The sequence below is a fragment of the Sediminibacillus albus genome, from assembly GCF_900101125.1.
GTDB lineage: Bacteria > Bacillota > Bacilli > Bacillales > Amphibacillaceae > Sediminibacillus > Sediminibacillus albus.
Genome location: NZ_FNFL01000003.1, coordinates 14,101 through 30,360, shown reverse-complemented (window position 1 = coordinate 30,360; position 16,260 = coordinate 14,101). Strand labels below are relative to the sequence as shown.

The following is a 16,260-nucleotide window of genomic DNA, read 5'->3' as shown; positions in this document are numbered from 1 at the left end:
ATGATTTTACCCAAAATTAATTCGGCATAAACTAGGGAAAAATGACTGCTTAGCTGAAAGAAATTGAAATATAGAGGATAAATAAAAAAGCTTCAGATAAGATTACGCTTATCTGAAGCGAGGAATACTTAATAGCTAGTTTCTGTTTGTGCCAGTCGAATTATCCTCACCAGGAGTAGGAGTATTGACTTCGTCTCCAGTGTACTCACTGCTATCCAGGCCAAGATGTTCTCTTAATTCTATTTGTTTGTTGGCTACATCGGTATCGTCCAATTGATAGTAATAGACGCCTTCAATCATAGAATCATAGCCTTCCAATCCGAGGGTTTCTACATCGAGGTTTCCACTCGTACCGTAAGAGATAAAGCTTTTCATCTCGCTGAATCGCATGTTGGTTGTCATGTTATCGCCGACTGCTTCCATTATGTCATCATATTTCGTGACAGAGCCAAAATTAGTCGCCTTCCTGATGATAGCTTTTATGATTTCCTGCTGGCGCTTGCCGCGTTCCAAATCGTTGTCTTGTTTTCTAGTTCTAGCCAGCGCAAGTGCTTCTTCTCCGTTTAAAGTTTGCTCGCCAGGGGATAGATGAATAGCATTTGCCTGGTCTTTTGAATTTTGTTCGGACATTTCATAAGGGACATCAACATTAATGCCATTTAGAGCATCGACGACATCGATAAAAGCTTCAAAATCCATTTTCACATAATAGTCGACAGGAATGTCCAGCAGTCCTTCGACAGCTTCAATAGAAGCTTTTGGTCCGCCATAGGCATGGGCATGGTTAATTTTTGTGTTGTAACCGACTTCCGGTACATATACATACGAATCACGCGGAATGCTCAGCAGCTTGACGCTTTTATCGTCTTTATTAAGTGTGGCCAGCATTAGTGCATCGGAGCGGGAGCTTCCTTCGTTTTCCCGTTTGTCGCTTTCATCGACACCGATAAACAGTACAGAAACGTTATCAACGCCAGGATCTACATCGCTTTCTCTCAAGTCAGATTTTTCTCTTCCATCATCCTGATAAGAATCGGCAACGACTTGATCAGCTTTGTTATATAGATAGGCACCATATGCAGTGGTTGCTCCTACTAGAATCAGAAAGGGTACCAATATAAATAAAAGGCGCTTATGCTTCTTCCTTTTTCTCTTCCTTATTCTCGTTTTATTTTCATTATCCATATTTTTATCTCCTTATAAGCAGCTAATTCAAAATAAACACTAATCTTAATCTTACTATGAAAATTGACACTAGTAAATTGAATTTTTTAGTAAAAAGTGTGTAATCGACAAAATATGCAGAAATGGTATATAGAGGGGATAGTGCCTCTGCTTAGGCGAAGCGAAAGCGATCTAGTATTAAATTTTGAAATGAAAAGACACCTAACCTTTTGCTTCTGGCGATTATAGAAGTGAAAGGAGGTGAGCGGCATGGCAAACGCAAACAAAGTAGATTCCCGGCTGCAGCTAGTATTTGAGGACGGTATCGATCCAGAAAGCGGAGATACTATCTTCAGGAACAAGTCTTTCCATAATGTTAAGACGGAAGCCACCCCAGACCAGTTGATGGCAATCTCAACAGTATTAGTTGGCTTGCAGCAAAAAAGCCTGTACTCGGTTAAGCGTAATGACAGCTCGTTAATTACGGAGCAGTAAGGAAGCAAATGAAAAAAGGGAGGAGGCAGAAATTATGAAAAAGCTAGAACTGAAATTCCTCAATGAGGAGAATAAAACCGTGACGATTTCACTGGATGAGCCGGTTGAACCAGCAGATGCCGGCGCGGTAGATGCGGCAATGGACGAAATCATTGCTCAAAATGCATTTTTCTCTTCCGGAGGAGATCTAGTTAGTAAGAAAAGCGCACGAATCGTTGAACGTAATGTATTTGATATCGAGATATAACTCCAAAACGGGGGGGGCGGTCAAACACCGCTCCTTCTTTTCAAAAGTAGAGAGGCAATAGCAAATAAAAGAAAATGGCCATTAAGGTCATTTTTCTTTCTATATAGTGAAGGGAGGGAGGTCTGGTGGAGACATGGCTGGCTTTGATTACAGATGTCGGGTTCCCTGCTGCAGTGACATTTTATCTGCTGCATCGGATTGAGGGAAAGCTGAACACCTTAATTGAGTCTATTCATTCCTTGCCGGCAAAGCTTAGGTAAAATAGTTGTTGTAAAAATATTCGCCGTTTACTTGATAAGTGGTCGGATAAAATTAACACATAGGGGAATAGCTGGGCTGCCTGGCAGCCTGGCCGCTTCCAAAGAAAGGGGACATATGCATATATTTTAAACATTTCCAATCCCAGGATATTCAAGAAGCAGCCGCCAATCAATTTTAGAGTGTCAGACTTGCCCTCGGCCTTCTACTTGCACTATTCTATAAGAAGACATAATTCAGTAAGGTGGTATTCCTTTGAAACATGAATTGGAGTATATAGGAAAAAAAATTGTAGATAAGAACGAAGAGTTGGCGCAAAAGTTGGAAACAAATGTAGATGAGGATTATACAAAGAGTTTAAACGATGCTGGTATGCCGTTTTCAGATCGGACGGAATTCAGGGCAGAGCTTCTATACTATCTCGGAGAAGCTTTATATATCGACGCTGAGGAAATTACTCCTAAAGTGGAGGATTGGGCCAAAAGAGTCTCAGACTTTACTATCCAATACGGTGTGCGGCTGAGCGATGCATTAAGGGCAGTGTCTTTTTACAGGCGGGTCATCTGGGAAGCATTCACCAGAGAGTTGGAACAAAGGCAGTTTGCTGCCATTACTATGCTCGATGTTTCGAAAAGAATCGACCCATTGCTTGATAAGGTATGTGCCATTATTGGCAATATGTACGAACAACGAAATGATCATTTAATGAAAATCGCCTACAGTGCTTTAGAGGAGCTGTCTGTGCCGGTTGTACCCATATCGGAAGGAATTGCAGCTGTTCCTATCGTTGGGGAAATTGATACGCATCGCGCGCAGCTGATTACAGAGATTGTCCTTAAAGAAGGAACTAACTTAGAGCTGGAGTACGTGATACTCGACATTTCTGGTGTACCAATGATTGACACGATGGTTTCGGACCAAATCTTTCAAATCCTCAAAGCGTTAAGTTTAATTGGAGTTGAAGCAATTATCACAGGCATCCGCCCAGAAGTTGCCCAAACAATCGGCAACCTTGGCCTGGATTATAAAGGCGTTACGACAAGGGCAAACCTGCAACAAGCCTTGACGCAATTAGGTTTTAAACGAATCGAAAATTCCAATTGAACAAAAAAAGAACAGTTCTTCCTTTTGGAAAGACTGTCCCCGGCTTGTAGAGAAACCCTTGGTTTTTTTACAAGCTTTTTTAATTTTGTTGAATTTGTTTATTAATGGCTATTATCCGAACCACCCTTTTTTCTTGAACCACAAAATCATGGCTATCGTCAACAATGTCATTACAGCTAAACTGGCATGATAACCATATCGCCATTCCAGTTCCGGCATATGGACAAAGTTCATTCCATAGATTCCCGCAATAAAGGTCAGTGGCGCAAAGATCGAGGTGATAACGGTCAGTACTTGAATTACTTTGTTCTGCTGATAGGAGTTAATCGAAATAAAGTTATCCCTAATGTCATTGGTAATTTCCCGATTAGATGCCACCATTTCGGAAAGCTTCATTAGGTGGTCATAAATATCGGCAAAGTATTCCCTCCGCTCACGAATCCCCTCCAGTCTATGGGAGCTGAGCATCCGGTAAAACAAATCCCTGATTGGATTAATGGTGTGCCGCATCCGCAGCAGCTGGTGCCTCAGGTCAAATAAATGGTCCAGCAGTACGTCCATCGGCTTGTCTCCTGGATTTTCTTCCACTTCATTGATTTCATCCTCCAAATGATAAACAATCGGGAAAAAGTTATCGACTACTTTATCCATAACTTCATAAAAAATCCGGTATTCATCCCATTCATTAATATCCTCCTGCTTTAGTAACCGGCTCCACACCTGGTTGATTTCAGCAGAATCCCAGTGATGGAAGGTGACCACATAATTCTCCCCGATAAAAAAGTCAATTTCCTTTTGTTCTAGTTCCTTTGCACCCACGGCATGGGTGACAAAGAAGGAAAACTCATCGTAATAATCCAGCTTTGGCCGCTGCAGACTGTGTATGCAATCTTCAATCGCCAGCGGGTGGAAGTGGAGGGATGTATCCAGTTGTTTAATTTCCTCTTCTGTCGGTTCGCTGAAATCAATCCACCACCATTTATAAGCAGAAAAATTAACTTCAGAGATTTCGATATCGGTGATTTTTTCATTATTTTCCGTTACTGCTGCTACTCGAATCATGGAAATGCTCCTTAAATTATTATTATTCCATTGGTGATACGCACTCTTTAATGTTTATTTATTAGTATAAATCAAATGAGCGGTTTTCTTAAAAGGAGAAGAATTGAAACATATAAAATGGTAAATCCCTTACTAATGACATACCCGAAAATCTGTGCCATAATGTAATTGTTGAAAATTGCAACAAAAAAGAGGGATGAAAATGATAAAGGCATTATTGATTGCTCCATATCCTGGTTTAGCAGAAACGGTTAAACAGCTTAGACAGCAAGAAAATGAACTTTACATAAATATCGGCATTGGCAACTTGGAGGAAGGTGTCAAGCTGGCCCGTCAGGCGGAAAAGGATGGCTATGATTTAATTATCAGTCGCGGCGGTACTGCCACGTTGATTCAGGAGGAAGTCTCGCTTCCGGTCGTTCATATTGATGTTACTGGCTACGACATGCTGCGGGTATTTACCTTGGTAAGAGGGATGGAAACAGGAGTCGCGCTTGTTGGATTTCCTAATATTTCTCAGGGAGCAGCTACGATTTGTAATATCCTCGAATTTGATGTAAAAATGATTACCATTCAAAGCAGTGAAGAAGTTAAAGGGCATCTGGAAGCTTTAAAAGAAACCGGCTATACCCTGGTAATGGGAGACGTAGTCACTGTCCAGGCAGCAGAGCAAGTCGGACTTCGCGGTATTCTGATCACTTCTGGTAAAGAAGCAGTCTTAACGGCTTTTGAAGAAGCTAAGCGTATTTACAGCCTGTTCAATAAAATCAAAAAACAGACGGCCCATATTATTGGCGCCTTTCAGTCGCTCCCGCTGCCAGTGGTGATCTTAGATAAAGCGGGGAATCATATTGAACAAAACCGTTTTTACACGGAAGAGATACCAAACAGTCAATTAATTGAATCGGAAGCTGCACAAGCCTTGATTGATAAGGTGGGTAAGAAGCAGACAACGGATTGGAGAACGATTGAAAGTAATGGGAAAACGTACATCCTTCAAGCATTCCCCATTGAACAAAATTCCAGCTTGATTGGAACTGTTATCAGGCCGACTTACTTAAACGAAACAACCAGTCATGCGATTAATGTCAAGAGTAAGCCGCCGCATGTACCAATTATTGGGGAAAGCACGATGGCAGAAAACCTTCGGAATAGCATCCGTAGTTATGCGAAAATGGCAGATTCTATTTGGATTTACGGAGAAGAGGGAACGGGAAAGGAAACCGTCGCGCAGGCAATCCATTTTGAGCGTTACGGGCAGGAAGCCCCGATTATTGCAATAAAAGGCGACCGAGTCACAGAAGATGACTTGCGGTTACTTGAAACAAAGTCTGCATACACCAATTTCCATAAGGGAACCCTTTTACTACAAAATGTAACAAGGCTAGCGCCTGCTGCTCAAACACTGCTAATACAGCTCATACGACAAAAGCCAGAAGACGCTAAGGTTATCTCGGTTTCCGACTTTGATGAGACAGGAGAGACATTGAATAGAGAGCTTTACGAGCTGTTAGCAGAAACGACGCTTCATCTTCAGCCGCTTCGGGAAAGAAAGCAGGACATTGCTGCCTTTGTCCACTACTTTCTAGCCGATTTTCACGCCAACCAGGGCAGTGAAACGCTGGGAATTAAAACGGAAGCGCTTGAACAATTACAGCAGTTTGATTGGCCGGGTAATATGAATCAATTGAAACAGGCAGTCAGAGAATTGAGCGTACGAACGACCGGATATTATGTAGATCCAGAAGTTGTCAAAGGGATTATTAACAGCCGCACTTCTTATGTAAATGCTGCTAATTCCCCAGTTATATCGATAAAAGGCACAATGGCAGACATGGAACAGGAAATTATGAAACGTGTGCTAGCAGAAGAAGGGATGAATCAATCAAAGGCGGCCAAGAGGTTAGGAATTAACCGCTCGACACTTTGGCGCAAGCTCAACCATTGAGTTTGCGCTTTTGTGTTGCAAAATAAAACCCGCAATCCACCCTTCTTCTGATTTTTCATAAAAACACCCAAAAAACTGTTGCTTTTTATAACTGCATAGATTATTATAATAATTGAAAACGCTTCACAGCACTTATATATGTTTCATTATTAAACACTTATGGTAAGAGGGGGAGGAAGAAAAATGCAAATTAAAGCAACTTTAGATCGAATTCCAGGAGGTATGATGGTTGTTCCGCTACTATTGGCGGCGATTCTGAATACATTTGCTCCTGATTTATTGAGAATTGGCAACTTCACGCAAGCATTATTTGTTGATGGAGCAGGTACATTGATTGCACTGTTCTTACTTTGTACCGGTGCCCAAATCAATTTCCGCAATGTAGGGGTAAGTCTTGGAAAGGGTGCAACACTGCTGACCACCAAGTGGATTGTAGGTGCGGCTTTTGGTTTACTTGCATATGCGTTCGCAGGCGAGAATGGATTATGGATGGGGATAGCACCGATTGCAATCATTGCAGCAATGACAAATAGTAATGGCGGTCTCTATATCGCTATCGTTGGTCAGTATGGAAACAAAACAGACCGTGCAGCGTATTCTTTGCTGGCGCTAAATGACGGACCATTCTTTACAATGGTAGCCCTGTCTATCTTTGGTGCCATGGGCTTTGTTGATGGTATGTTCTCTTTCCAATCTTTCATCGCAGTATTACTGCCGATTTTAGTTGGTATGGCACTTGGTAACCTTGATTCAGATATGAGAGATTTCTTAGATAAAGGAAGTTCGATGTTAATTCCATTCTTTGCTTTCGCATTAGGTATGGGAATTGACTTCGGGAAAATTATCGAAGGTGGATTGACAGGAATTATCCTTGGACTATTGACCGTATTTCTTACAGGTACTGTTTCTTACTTTGTCTTCAAAGCATTCAAATGGAATCCAATTGTCGGGGCTGCTGAAGGATCTACAGCCGGTAACGCTGTTGCAACGCCAGCTGCTATTGCTGCTGCCAATGCCAGCTTCGCCAGTGTAGCTGACTTAGCTACAGTTCAAGTTGCAGCATCTACTGTGACCACAGCCATCTTGCTGCCGCTCTATATCGCCTTCCTGGTGAAGCGGCTGGAGAAAAAGGGAGTAAACCTTCCGGGCGATTTTGATGGACCATCAGAGAAAGCTTCATACTCAGCATCATAGAGAACGGGGGATTAGTATGGCACAAGTAATAGGAATTATAGCAGACGACTTAACTGGTGCTAATGACAGCGGCGTACAGCTAACCGAGAAAGGCATTGATACGTCTGTGCTGTTTGATATCCCTGAAGACCAGAAAAATTTGAATGATGGCATCGTAGTTGATACTAATTCCCGGGCCTTAGCACGAGAAGATGCCTATCAAGTAACCAGAAAAGCAGCTGCTTTTTTGAAGGATTCAGGATACCAGCACATTTATAAAAAAATGGATTCTACCTTACGCGGCCATATCGGTACGGAACTGGAAGCAGTTCGGGAAGTGTTTGAACCGGAGTTTATTATCATAGCTCCGGCTTTTCCCCCTTATGGCAGAACAACGGTTGATGGACACCATTATGTCAAAGGAATAAAAATATCTGAGACAGAGATATCCAAGGATCCGAAGCACCCGGTAACGGAATCTTATATTCCGGAAATTATCGAAAAAGAAAACGGCGCAGCAGTCGGCTTAATTAAAGCAGACGAGTTACGCCAGGATTTTTTCTCATGGGAAAAGAAAATCAACAAATTTAGAGCAGAACATACACAATACATTGTTTGTGATGCCGAAACAGAAGCAGACTTACAGACGATAGTTGAACGCATGTCACTGCTGGCCGATAAAATTATCTGGTCTGGTTCCGCTGGCCTTGCAGAAGTCCTGCCGCAAGTATTGAAAATTGGCAGAGATTTTGACCGGCAGCCGATAGTCCAATCTAAGCAAGTGATGACTGTCTGCGGAAGTTTATCCGAGGTAACCCAGCAGCAGGTGCATTTTGCGAAAAACCAAGTAAATGTTGCTTCCATTGAAATAGATACATTGCAAATTTTTGCTGATGAGTGGAAGATATATGCGGAACAATATATCGCAGATAGCATTCATGGATTGAATGAAGGAAAAGATATTGTGTTATATGTTCCTTCTAATAACGAAATCCGGACCCAGGTAAAGCAATTAGGGGATAAGCTGCAGTTTACCCCTAACCAAATTGGTGAGCGGATATCGCAAGCTATTGGACAAATCGTTGCCCGGGTTTCCGCAGATGCACCAGGTTTGTCAGGTTTCGTATTAACTGGCGGAGACACGGCCAAAGAAACTGCACGCCACCTTGGGGCAGTTGGATTTCGATTAGTGAGGCAGATCGAAGCGGGTATCCCATTAGGTACATTGATCGGACCCGATCGGGAAATATCTGCAGTAACAAAAGCAGGTGCTTTTGGCCGGATAGCGTCCATTTACCATGCTATGCAGGAATTGAAAGGAGTCTTAAATGATGAGCAAGAAGCCAATCGTCGGTATAACTATGGGTGATGCAGCAGGTGTAGGGCCTGAAATAATAGTGAAAAGCCTGCAAAAACAGGAGGTCTACGACAATGCCCACCCATTTGTAATTGGAGACGCAAAGATGCTGGAACGCGCAGCAAAAATTTTAAACATAGACTTAACGATTAAACGGGTCAATGACGCATCGGACTTCGAAGCGTCCTTTGGAGAAGTTGCCTGTTATGATTTGGATATCCTTCCAGAAGACCTTCCTTTCGGAGAGGTCTCTGCCGAAGCTGGACATGCAGCCTTTGAATATTTAAGAACAGCTATCGAATTAGCCAACGCTGGACGAATCGATGCCATTTGTACAGCCCCATTAAATAAAGAGGCCCTTCATAAAGGCGGCCACGTTTACCCGGGCCATACAGAAATACTGGCAGAGTTGACTGGTACGAAAGACTTTTCCATGATGCTATCATCGCCAAAGTTAAAAGTAATCCATGTAACGACACACGTTGGGCTTATCGACGCAATCAATATGATTGAACCGAAGCGCGTCTATGACGTTATCCGCTTAGCCCATGAAACATTAAGTAACTCTGGCATCAAGCAGCCTAAAATCGCTGTTTGTGGAATCAATCCACATGCTGGTGAAAATGGGTTGTTCGGCTATGGAGAAGAAGAAGAAAAAATCATCCCTGCCATCGAGCGCGCTACTGGCGAAGGCATGAGTGTAGAAGGTCCGCTTCCAGCTGATACATTATTCTTCCGTGCTCAACGCGGCGACTTCGATATCGTTGTAGCTATGTATCATGACCAAGGCCATGGCCCCATCAAAGTCCTTGGCCTCGAAGCAGGAGTCAACATTACGGTTGGACTCCCAATCATCCGGACAAGTGTTGACCATGGTACAGCCTTCGACATCGCCGGTACTGGTATCGCCGATGACCAAAGCCTGTTAGAAGCATTGCGCCAAGCAATTGAATTAGCACCTGAAAAGTAATTTTCGTGAAAGCATCCCGAATGGGGTGCTTTTTTGATTGCCAAAAACAAATGAAGAGCGACTCTGGTGGGAAGTAGAGCGAAAATCGAACAAAGAAGATCATTTTTTAACTGCATCAATAATTGCAGGCTATCCTTTATAATAAACTCGTTTGTTTGATTTTCCGGAAAAAGAAAGCTGGAATTTAAGTAGTCGTTTGGCTGTATGGCGGGAATGGAGGTGAAGAAATCTTTGACATTCACGATTGGTTATGGAGGGTTTAATTAATAGAAGATAATCTGAAATTGCTCGGTTATGGGCGTCCCTGGAATCATGCCTACAATAAGGGCAGTGCCATCTGCTATGCAATCTGACCATAGGAATGGTATGACATTGTGGACACTCAACTCCTGTTTTAATCTCTGATTCTTTGACGCCTTTCATCATATAGGCCCTAATTGTTTCTTTCCTATGAGAGGCGAGTAATTTCTGTTGGATAGGTTCTAAAGGAATTGACGGTCGTTCAACATACTGGGCTTTTAGTTCGTTTAGTTTTGATACCAGTAATTCAGAATGGATAACCTTATTAGAAATTTCATCAGGATTATAACTTGCTTTGATCACTGTTTCTGGATTACTAATGACGACTAACGTTTCAATCGGCAGGGGATTAAGTTCATGCTGTTGAAAAAACTCCAAAAGTTGCCTGCGTTGATTATCCGCCTGTAGTAGAGGGTATTGAAAACCTTCTTCTTGTCCATCAATCGTTCGGATTAATTGTTTGAAAGATTGATCAAATAAAAGTGTTCCTGTAATATTTTTGATTTCAATTATTACGGCGAATTTCCGGTTGAGCAGCAGGGAGTCAATTTGAAAAAAATACTGTTTATTAGGAAGGCGTAAATCATTTAAAATACAGAAGCTATTTTGTGGAAGAAGACTTAACTGGTAGTCAATATTCTGTTCCCCTTGAAATCCGGAAATTCTACGGGCGAAATCTTCTTTTATTGAGGGCATTTTTGGGTGGTTGGCGTTAAGTCGGCGCATCAATGCCTCCAATACTTGCAGCCTATGTGGGACCAACCTTTTTTTAACTATCAAAACCATACTCCTCTCATGGATAAATTTATTCCTTAATATGATTCTATTCATTAACAAAAAAACCTTTATTTAATGTAAAATCCAGCAAATTAATTAAGAGTAAATATAACCACAAGTGGTCAAGAGGAGCGACTATGGCCCGAAGTAGAGCGAAAATCAAGGGAAGAGGATCATCCACCTCAAACCTCTCAATTAAAACAGGGCCTGTCCCTCGACAGGCCCCTTACAAGAAGATGGTTTACAGTTTTGGCTCGAATGTTTGGCAGTCTGTTTCTTTTTGGTCAGATGCTTCTTTGCCAGTATGACTGACAACATAGATGGCATCTGCTGCACATTTGTTTCCGTGCGCCCAATATTTACAGTTTTTTACTTCGCACAACACGTCTTGAGCCATCGCTTACACCTCCTGTACGTTTATAATTCCGAATTCGATAAATAACATACAGGTTTATCGACAAAATTCGGATATTCCCTAACACGCATTCCAACTTGCCTGCCGACGCAATCTCCTGCCATTAAAAAAGCAGGCACCTATACTAAAGGCGCCTGCTATTATTGCTGCTAATTTAAAATGGTACGTTGTTTTCAATCTGCTCAATAATGTTACCCATAATGCTGTCGCCGATGATTAACAAGATAATAGTCATTGCAACATTGACAACGATTAGGCCGTAAAATACATCAAGACCGCCCTGGGAATGTTCCTTCAAAGAAAAAGTCAACGCAAAGCTTGCAACAGCAAATAACGCAACCCCAATCCCGAACAAGATAAAGCTGAATACATTGATGGATAATAGAGAGAATACAGTGGCAACCAGAAGGACAGCAGCAGGAATTACATTAAACACTCCAAATCTGGTCAATACTTCAATAAAGGAGTGGTCTGCCTTCATTAATTTTGCAACCCCGAGATTTACCGCTGTATAGGCAGCAAGGAAAATCAACAGCACAAGAAATGGCTGTAGTACCATCGAACCGAACGGTACATCAATGAAACCGCCGCTAAGTTTTTTTGCTTGAATATAAGTGAACAATGGCAGTAATAAAGCGAATAATACGTGGGCAATGATGCCATTTACTTTATCTGATTCCGTCACTCTTCTGCTGGCAGCCATCGGGCTTTTCAATGCCTCAAGTGCAAAACCAAAAAATTGCTTGCTGATTTTTTTTCCCTTTTGGACATATTCATTTTCCTGAAAACTTCCAGCCTTTCCGGTTGGCTGTTCAGATTGAATATGCCCGCTGGCAAATTCATTTTCACCGACAGCTTGAGCCTGTGGAACCGCTTGGCCCTGGACGGCCTGTGTTCCGCATTCCCCGCAAAACTTCGAATCTTTTTCCATAATAGAGCCGCATGTAGAACAATGCATTTCGTATTCCCCCTACTTTTTATTTATCTATTCTTTTACTATTTTCCATTTCAAAACCAAAGTACAAGCTATAGTAATCATCAATCAGCCATGCTTCCGAATCTTCATCATAAACCAGAGTATAGTTCCAATTATTTTCATTCACCGAGGTAGAGGGATCTTCACCTTCATCATAGGTGGCTGAATCATAGAAGAGGCTGGTGTTCACAGAGACAAGGTATTGTCCATCTTCGTTTGTCGACAGAGAATAACTATCTTCGTCTACCAATCCTTTGGTGAATTCACCTTTCCACTTCCGGTCATAGTCACGCATGCTGGAGAAATCCTCCTCAACGTATTCCATATACTGGTCAGTAGTATTAGTGAATTTTGATTCATCGAGTGAGCGGTAGGCGTCAGCCCAATCCTGCGCATACTGATACAGTGCAGACTGGATTGCTTGTGCGGCTTCTTCCGTTAGTATAGATTCCGCCTCCACCTGGAGATAGTTGTCCTCGATTGCTGTCTCTTTTGTTTTTATGGTCCCCCAAGGAAACTCCAACTCGGCATAAGCTTTCTGGGAGCCATCCATTGAAACGGGACCAAAGCTTTCTTCTAACTGTCCTGCCTTTTTGCCATTAATGAACAATGTTGCTTTTTGGGCAATATCCATATTTTCAGCATGAAAAGAAACGGATTCTCCTTCTAAATAAAGATCGAGCGAACTCACCGTGCTATTAGGATCTGCTAAATCAACCGTCCTGCTTGTTTCCAACGTTGTGTAATCATCCTGATAGACTGCCTTAACAGGGTAGGTGCCAGGCATAAGCGGCCCGTGCTCGATGGAAAAATCGCCAGAATCGGAGATTGCTACCTCTTCGCCATCCACCAAAATTTTTGTTCCCGCATAATTGGTATGTATGTTCAAATAAAAAGGCAGAACAGATATCTCGTATCGATCAAAAATAAGGCCTGTTTTACCAGTCTTAGCCACAGAAAAAACCGCCGGGTAGTCGTCTGTATTTGCCTGGACGCTATCGGATGATTTTTCTGTCTGGCTTAGTAACGTATCCATTACATAGTCATAATAAGATGGATTATTTTCCAGGAACTCAATCATTCGGTTGACGTTTTGCTCGTTTACGTCAAGATTTTTTTCTCCTTTAGAAAGCAATTTGGTTATTTCTCCCGCATCGCCTTCTTCTAAAGCTTCACTGAAATTTTGGACAAGCCGTTTTTCGCTTGTGAGGGAAGCTCCGATTTGATAACCAATAGATAATAAAATAATAATAGCAATCGTTCCAATTCCTAACCGTTTTTGTTTTTTGGTCCAAGGCGTTTTAGGCTTGATCGGTTGTGGAGCAGGACGGTTTGTCGTACTCTGCTGATTATCCTGTTGACCGCCATGGGAAACGGCAGAACCGCAGGCAGGACAAAATTTAACGTGTGGTTTTAATTCAGATCCGCATTCCTTACAAAACTTCATTACATAGGTTCACTCCTTCTTAATGTAGTCAGTCATAGTAAAAGAGCGAACTTTTTAGGTATAAAATACTACTAAATAAGCAATTAATAAAAAATACGCCTTTCAGACTAGGATAATTATACCATAAAATAGACAAATTCAGCTGCAATTCTACCTTATTATTTAATTTATGGCATGAAATAAAAAGAATGGAGAAGATGAAAAAAAAATTTTTAAAAAAGAGGTTTAACGATGAAGTAAACGGGTATATACAAAGTAATTCCAACTCTCTATCCCTAGAGAACTGTCCCTGTAAGATTGACTGAGAATAAAGCAGCCCGCAATTAGGTTTAAATAAAAAAACAGACCGGGAATGCACTCCCGATCTGTTTCGATTCTTCAATTTAATTGATAAGCTTATAAACTACCGTAGCCAGCAAAATGGCGTTTCCAGTAGGAGTTGCTTAGGCTTGTAAGTTGTACACCGCTTGAACTAGCGTGCACGAATTGGTTATTTCCTGCATAAATACCCATGTGAGAAATACCAGACTTATAGGTATTTTTGAAGAAAACTAAGTCTCCTGGTTGTGGGCTGCTAATCTTAGTTGATTGATTGTAGTATCCGGCAGCATTTGTGCGGGATACGCTTTGTCCTGCCTTATTTAGTACATAGTAAATGAAACCACTGCAGTCAAAACCGCTTGGACTTGTCCCACCCCATGCATACGGGGTACCGACATGCTTTTTTGCTTCATTGACAAGTGCAGTTCCGTTGCTTACTGTGGAAGATTTCACTTTTGAGCTCGGTGTAGCACTGGATGTTCCATTAACCTTTAGCGTTTGACCGATCAAAATGAGATCGGATGAAAGTCCGTTCCATTTCTTAAGGCTGCTGACAGAAACACCGAAATTTTTGCCGATATGTGATAATGTATCTCCAGCTTTTACTTTGTATGTAGTAGAAGCGGATGAACTATTAGATGTAGTAGTTGTATTAGATTTGTTATTATCCGTTTCAATTACTTGTCCTGGATAAATGATATGGCCTGAAATGTTGTTGATAGATTGCAAGTTTCCTACAGATGTGCCATATTGTTGAGAAATTCCCCAAAGTGTATCTCCGGATTTTACTTTATAAGAGGCGGCTTCGACATTAGTTGTAAAAGCAGATGCGATAACTACAGTTGCGGCGACAGACAATAAAGTCTTCTTTGTCTTCATTCTTTCACTCCTCTGATATTTTTGACTTTTCCAATATAGCATGGATTTTACAGATTAATAGCTATGTAATCGATTTGTAATACAACTAACAAAATGCTGTCATAGTAAGTCGAACTATATGCCCAGGCAAATAATTTGCAATAGATTAACTACATATTTTTGTAAAAAAATTAAAAGGTGAGACGCATCTTCTTTCTGGTTTTTAAGGTGAATAATAGAGAGTTTTCTGTTTAGTTTTTTTCTAATCCCAGAATAAACGATTCCTCAAGCAGGTCAGATAAATACTAATATCAACAATATAAAAATTGCGTTTACCCGTATGTATACACCCATACCTTGCAATAAACCAAAGAATCTATAATCTCAGTTGGAATAAATAATAAACACTAACCCCCATAAGGAAAAGATTCAAATACAAATTCATCCACATAAACAAACATAAGAAAGGAAAAATAGGCATATTCTCCAATCTCTTTGCATTGGCTGTATATGTAATTGGATTTCATTATCTTAGGGGGAGGTAGCCTATGAAAAAAAATCTGCTGTTATTTATGGCAAGCTTTCTGTTCCTATTTTCAAATGGAATTGAAGTGTCTGCACAATCGCATGGAAATCAAGTAACGTTGGATGTGATGTCTTATAATATTTACCACGGAGTCGGGCTCGATGGGGAATTAAATTTAGAGCGGACGGCTGATGTAATTAAAGATGCTGATGCGGAAATCGTGGGAATACAAGAAGTCGATAGATATTATGGTGAACGGAGCGACTTTAAGGATGTGGCAAAGGAATTGGCAGAATTGCTCGGCTACCATTATGTATTTGCCGCAAATCTCAATTTGGGACCAGCGGATGGACAGTCACAGAATAGGCAATACGGAACCGCAATTCTTAGTGAGTATCCGATTATAGACTCGGAAAACGTTTTTCTTAGCAGCTTTGGCCGGGAGCAGAGAGGTTTACTTAGGACAAAAATTAATGTTCGTGGCATTCATTTAAATGTTTACAATACTCATTTAGGGTTGGATGTTATTAGTAGGCTAGCACAAGTGGGAGAAATTATTGACGTTACCTCTCAATACCAGGGGTCATCCTTCCTGATGGGTGATCTGAATGCCGAGCCTGACAGCGAAGAGATTCAAATGCTACTAAATGAAACCTACTTTGAAGATGCTTTTTCTAATATTGATAATGCTAATACGTTTCCGGTAATTAATCCGATTAAAAGGATTGATTACATTCTTACCTCACCGGACATCGAAACTATCAATCAGCGCGTCATCCAAACAGAGGCATCTGATCATTTGCCGATTACAACGGAAGCAGTAATACCAAAGTAGTTTTTCAAAACAGATTGTGTAGATTTA

At 41.3% G+C, this 16,260-nt stretch carries 16 protein-coding genes; 9 read left to right on the top strand and 7 right to left on the bottom strand.

The features are described 5' to 3' along the window. Positions 1 to 135: 135 nt before the first annotated feature. Positions 136 to 1,185 carry an LCP family protein gene (locus BLR93_RS09300; protein ID WP_093213555.1) on the bottom strand — a complete coding sequence of 350 codons (1,050 nt, stop codon included), beginning with the start codon at positions 1,183 to 1,185 and terminating at the stop codon, positions 136 to 138. Positions 1,186 to 1,434: 249 nt separating this feature from the next. Between BLR93_RS09300 and BLR93_RS09295 the strand changes: the two genes are divergently transcribed. The 4 genes from BLR93_RS09295 to BLR93_RS09280 all read left to right on the top strand — a co-directional run bounded on the left by BLR93_RS09295 (position 1,435) and on the right by BLR93_RS09280 (position 3,268). Continuing rightward, a complete protein-coding gene (locus BLR93_RS09295; protein ID WP_093213553.1) occupies positions 1,435 to 1,659 on the top strand; it encodes a DUF1659 domain-containing protein in 225 nt (74 codons plus the stop codon). A 34-nt stretch (positions 1,660 to 1,693) separates the two neighbouring features. Beyond that, positions 1,694 to 1,906, top strand: coding sequence for a DUF2922 domain-containing protein (locus BLR93_RS09290; RefSeq protein ID WP_093213551.1), 213 nt, complete (start codon positions 1,694 to 1,696; stop codon positions 1,904 to 1,906). Positions 1,907 to 2,031: 125 nt separating this feature from the next. Continuing rightward, positions 2,032 to 2,166, top strand: coding sequence for a YvrJ family protein (locus tag BLR93_RS09285; protein ID WP_093213550.1), 135 nt, complete (start codon positions 2,032 to 2,034; stop codon positions 2,164 to 2,166). Between the two features lie 253 nt (positions 2,167 to 2,419). Beyond that, complete coding sequence (locus BLR93_RS09280; protein ID WP_093213548.1) at positions 2,420 to 3,268, top strand: STAS domain-containing protein; 849 nt, start codon at positions 2,420 to 2,422, stop codon at positions 3,266 to 3,268. A 111-nt stretch (positions 3,269 to 3,379) separates the two neighbouring features. Here the strand turns inward: BLR93_RS09280 and corA are convergent, their stop codons facing one another. Next, positions 3,380 to 4,330, bottom strand: a complete 951-nt coding sequence (corA, locus tag BLR93_RS09275; protein ID WP_093213546.1) for a magnesium/cobalt transporter CorA — start codon at positions 4,328 to 4,330, stop codon at positions 3,380 to 3,382. A gap of 202 nt (positions 4,331 to 4,532) precedes the next feature. On the opposite strand from corA, the gene BLR93_RS09270 reads away from it, so the two are divergent. From BLR93_RS09270 to pdxA, 4 genes are all read left to right on the top strand, one after another. Next, positions 4,533 to 6,278 (top strand): sigma-54-dependent Fis family transcriptional regulator, encoded by a 1,746-nt coding sequence (locus BLR93_RS09270; protein WP_175559305.1) that lies wholly within the window; start codon positions 4,533 to 4,535, stop codon positions 6,276 to 6,278. A gap of 183 nt (positions 6,279 to 6,461) precedes the next feature. After that, a complete protein-coding gene (locus BLR93_RS09265; RefSeq protein ID WP_093213542.1) occupies positions 6,462 to 7,472 on the top strand; it encodes a 2-keto-3-deoxygluconate permease in 1,011 nt (336 codons plus the stop codon). 16 nt (positions 7,473 to 7,488) lie between these two features. After that, entirely contained in the window at positions 7,489 to 8,820 is a 1,332-nt protein-coding gene (locus BLR93_RS09260) for a four-carbon acid sugar kinase family protein (protein ID WP_093213540.1), read from the top strand. Then, the gene (gene pdxA, locus BLR93_RS09255; RefSeq protein ID WP_175559304.1) at positions 8,783 to 9,778 is read left to right on the top strand and encodes a 4-hydroxythreonine-4-phosphate dehydrogenase PdxA; all 996 of its coding nucleotides are present in this window, start codon (positions 8,783 to 8,785) and stop codon (positions 9,776 to 9,778) included. The genes BLR93_RS09260 and pdxA overlap by 38 nt, the downstream gene beginning before the upstream one ends. A 129-nt stretch (positions 9,779 to 9,907) precedes the next feature. On the opposite strand, the gene BLR93_RS09250 is transcribed toward pdxA, so the two are convergent. From BLR93_RS09250 to BLR93_RS09230, 5 genes are all read right to left on the bottom strand, one after another. After that, positions 9,908 to 10,858, bottom strand: a complete 951-nt coding sequence (locus BLR93_RS09250; protein WP_217629282.1) for a nuclease-related domain-containing protein — start codon at positions 10,856 to 10,858, stop codon at positions 9,908 to 9,910. A gap of 238 nt (positions 10,859 to 11,096) precedes the next feature. Beyond that, positions 11,097 to 11,252, bottom strand: a complete 156-nt coding sequence (locus BLR93_RS09245) for a DUF1540 domain-containing protein (protein WP_093213534.1) — start codon at positions 11,250 to 11,252, stop codon at positions 11,097 to 11,099. A gap of 172 nt (positions 11,253 to 11,424) precedes the next feature. Further along, a complete protein-coding gene (locus BLR93_RS09240) occupies positions 11,425 to 12,228 on the bottom strand; it encodes a zinc ribbon domain-containing protein (protein ID WP_093213532.1) in 804 nt (267 codons plus the stop codon). Between the two features lie 19 nt (positions 12,229 to 12,247). After that, entirely contained in the window at positions 12,248 to 13,693 is a 1,446-nt protein-coding gene (locus tag BLR93_RS09235; RefSeq protein WP_093213530.1) for a zinc ribbon domain-containing protein, read from the bottom strand. Positions 13,694 to 14,089: 396 nt separating this feature from the next. Further along, positions 14,090 to 14,893: a C40 family peptidase gene (locus BLR93_RS09230; protein WP_093213528.1), complete on the bottom strand. Its 804-nt coding sequence runs from the start codon at positions 14,891 to 14,893 to the stop codon at positions 14,090 to 14,092. 527 nt (positions 14,894 to 15,420) lie between these two features. Here BLR93_RS09230 and BLR93_RS09225 point away from each other — a divergent pair. Further along, the gene (locus BLR93_RS09225; RefSeq protein ID WP_093213526.1) at positions 15,421 to 16,233 is read left to right on the top strand and encodes an endonuclease/exonuclease/phosphatase family protein; all 813 of its coding nucleotides are present in this window, start codon (positions 15,421 to 15,423) and stop codon (positions 16,231 to 16,233) included. The last annotated feature ends 27 nt before the right edge of the window (positions 16,234 to 16,260 follow it).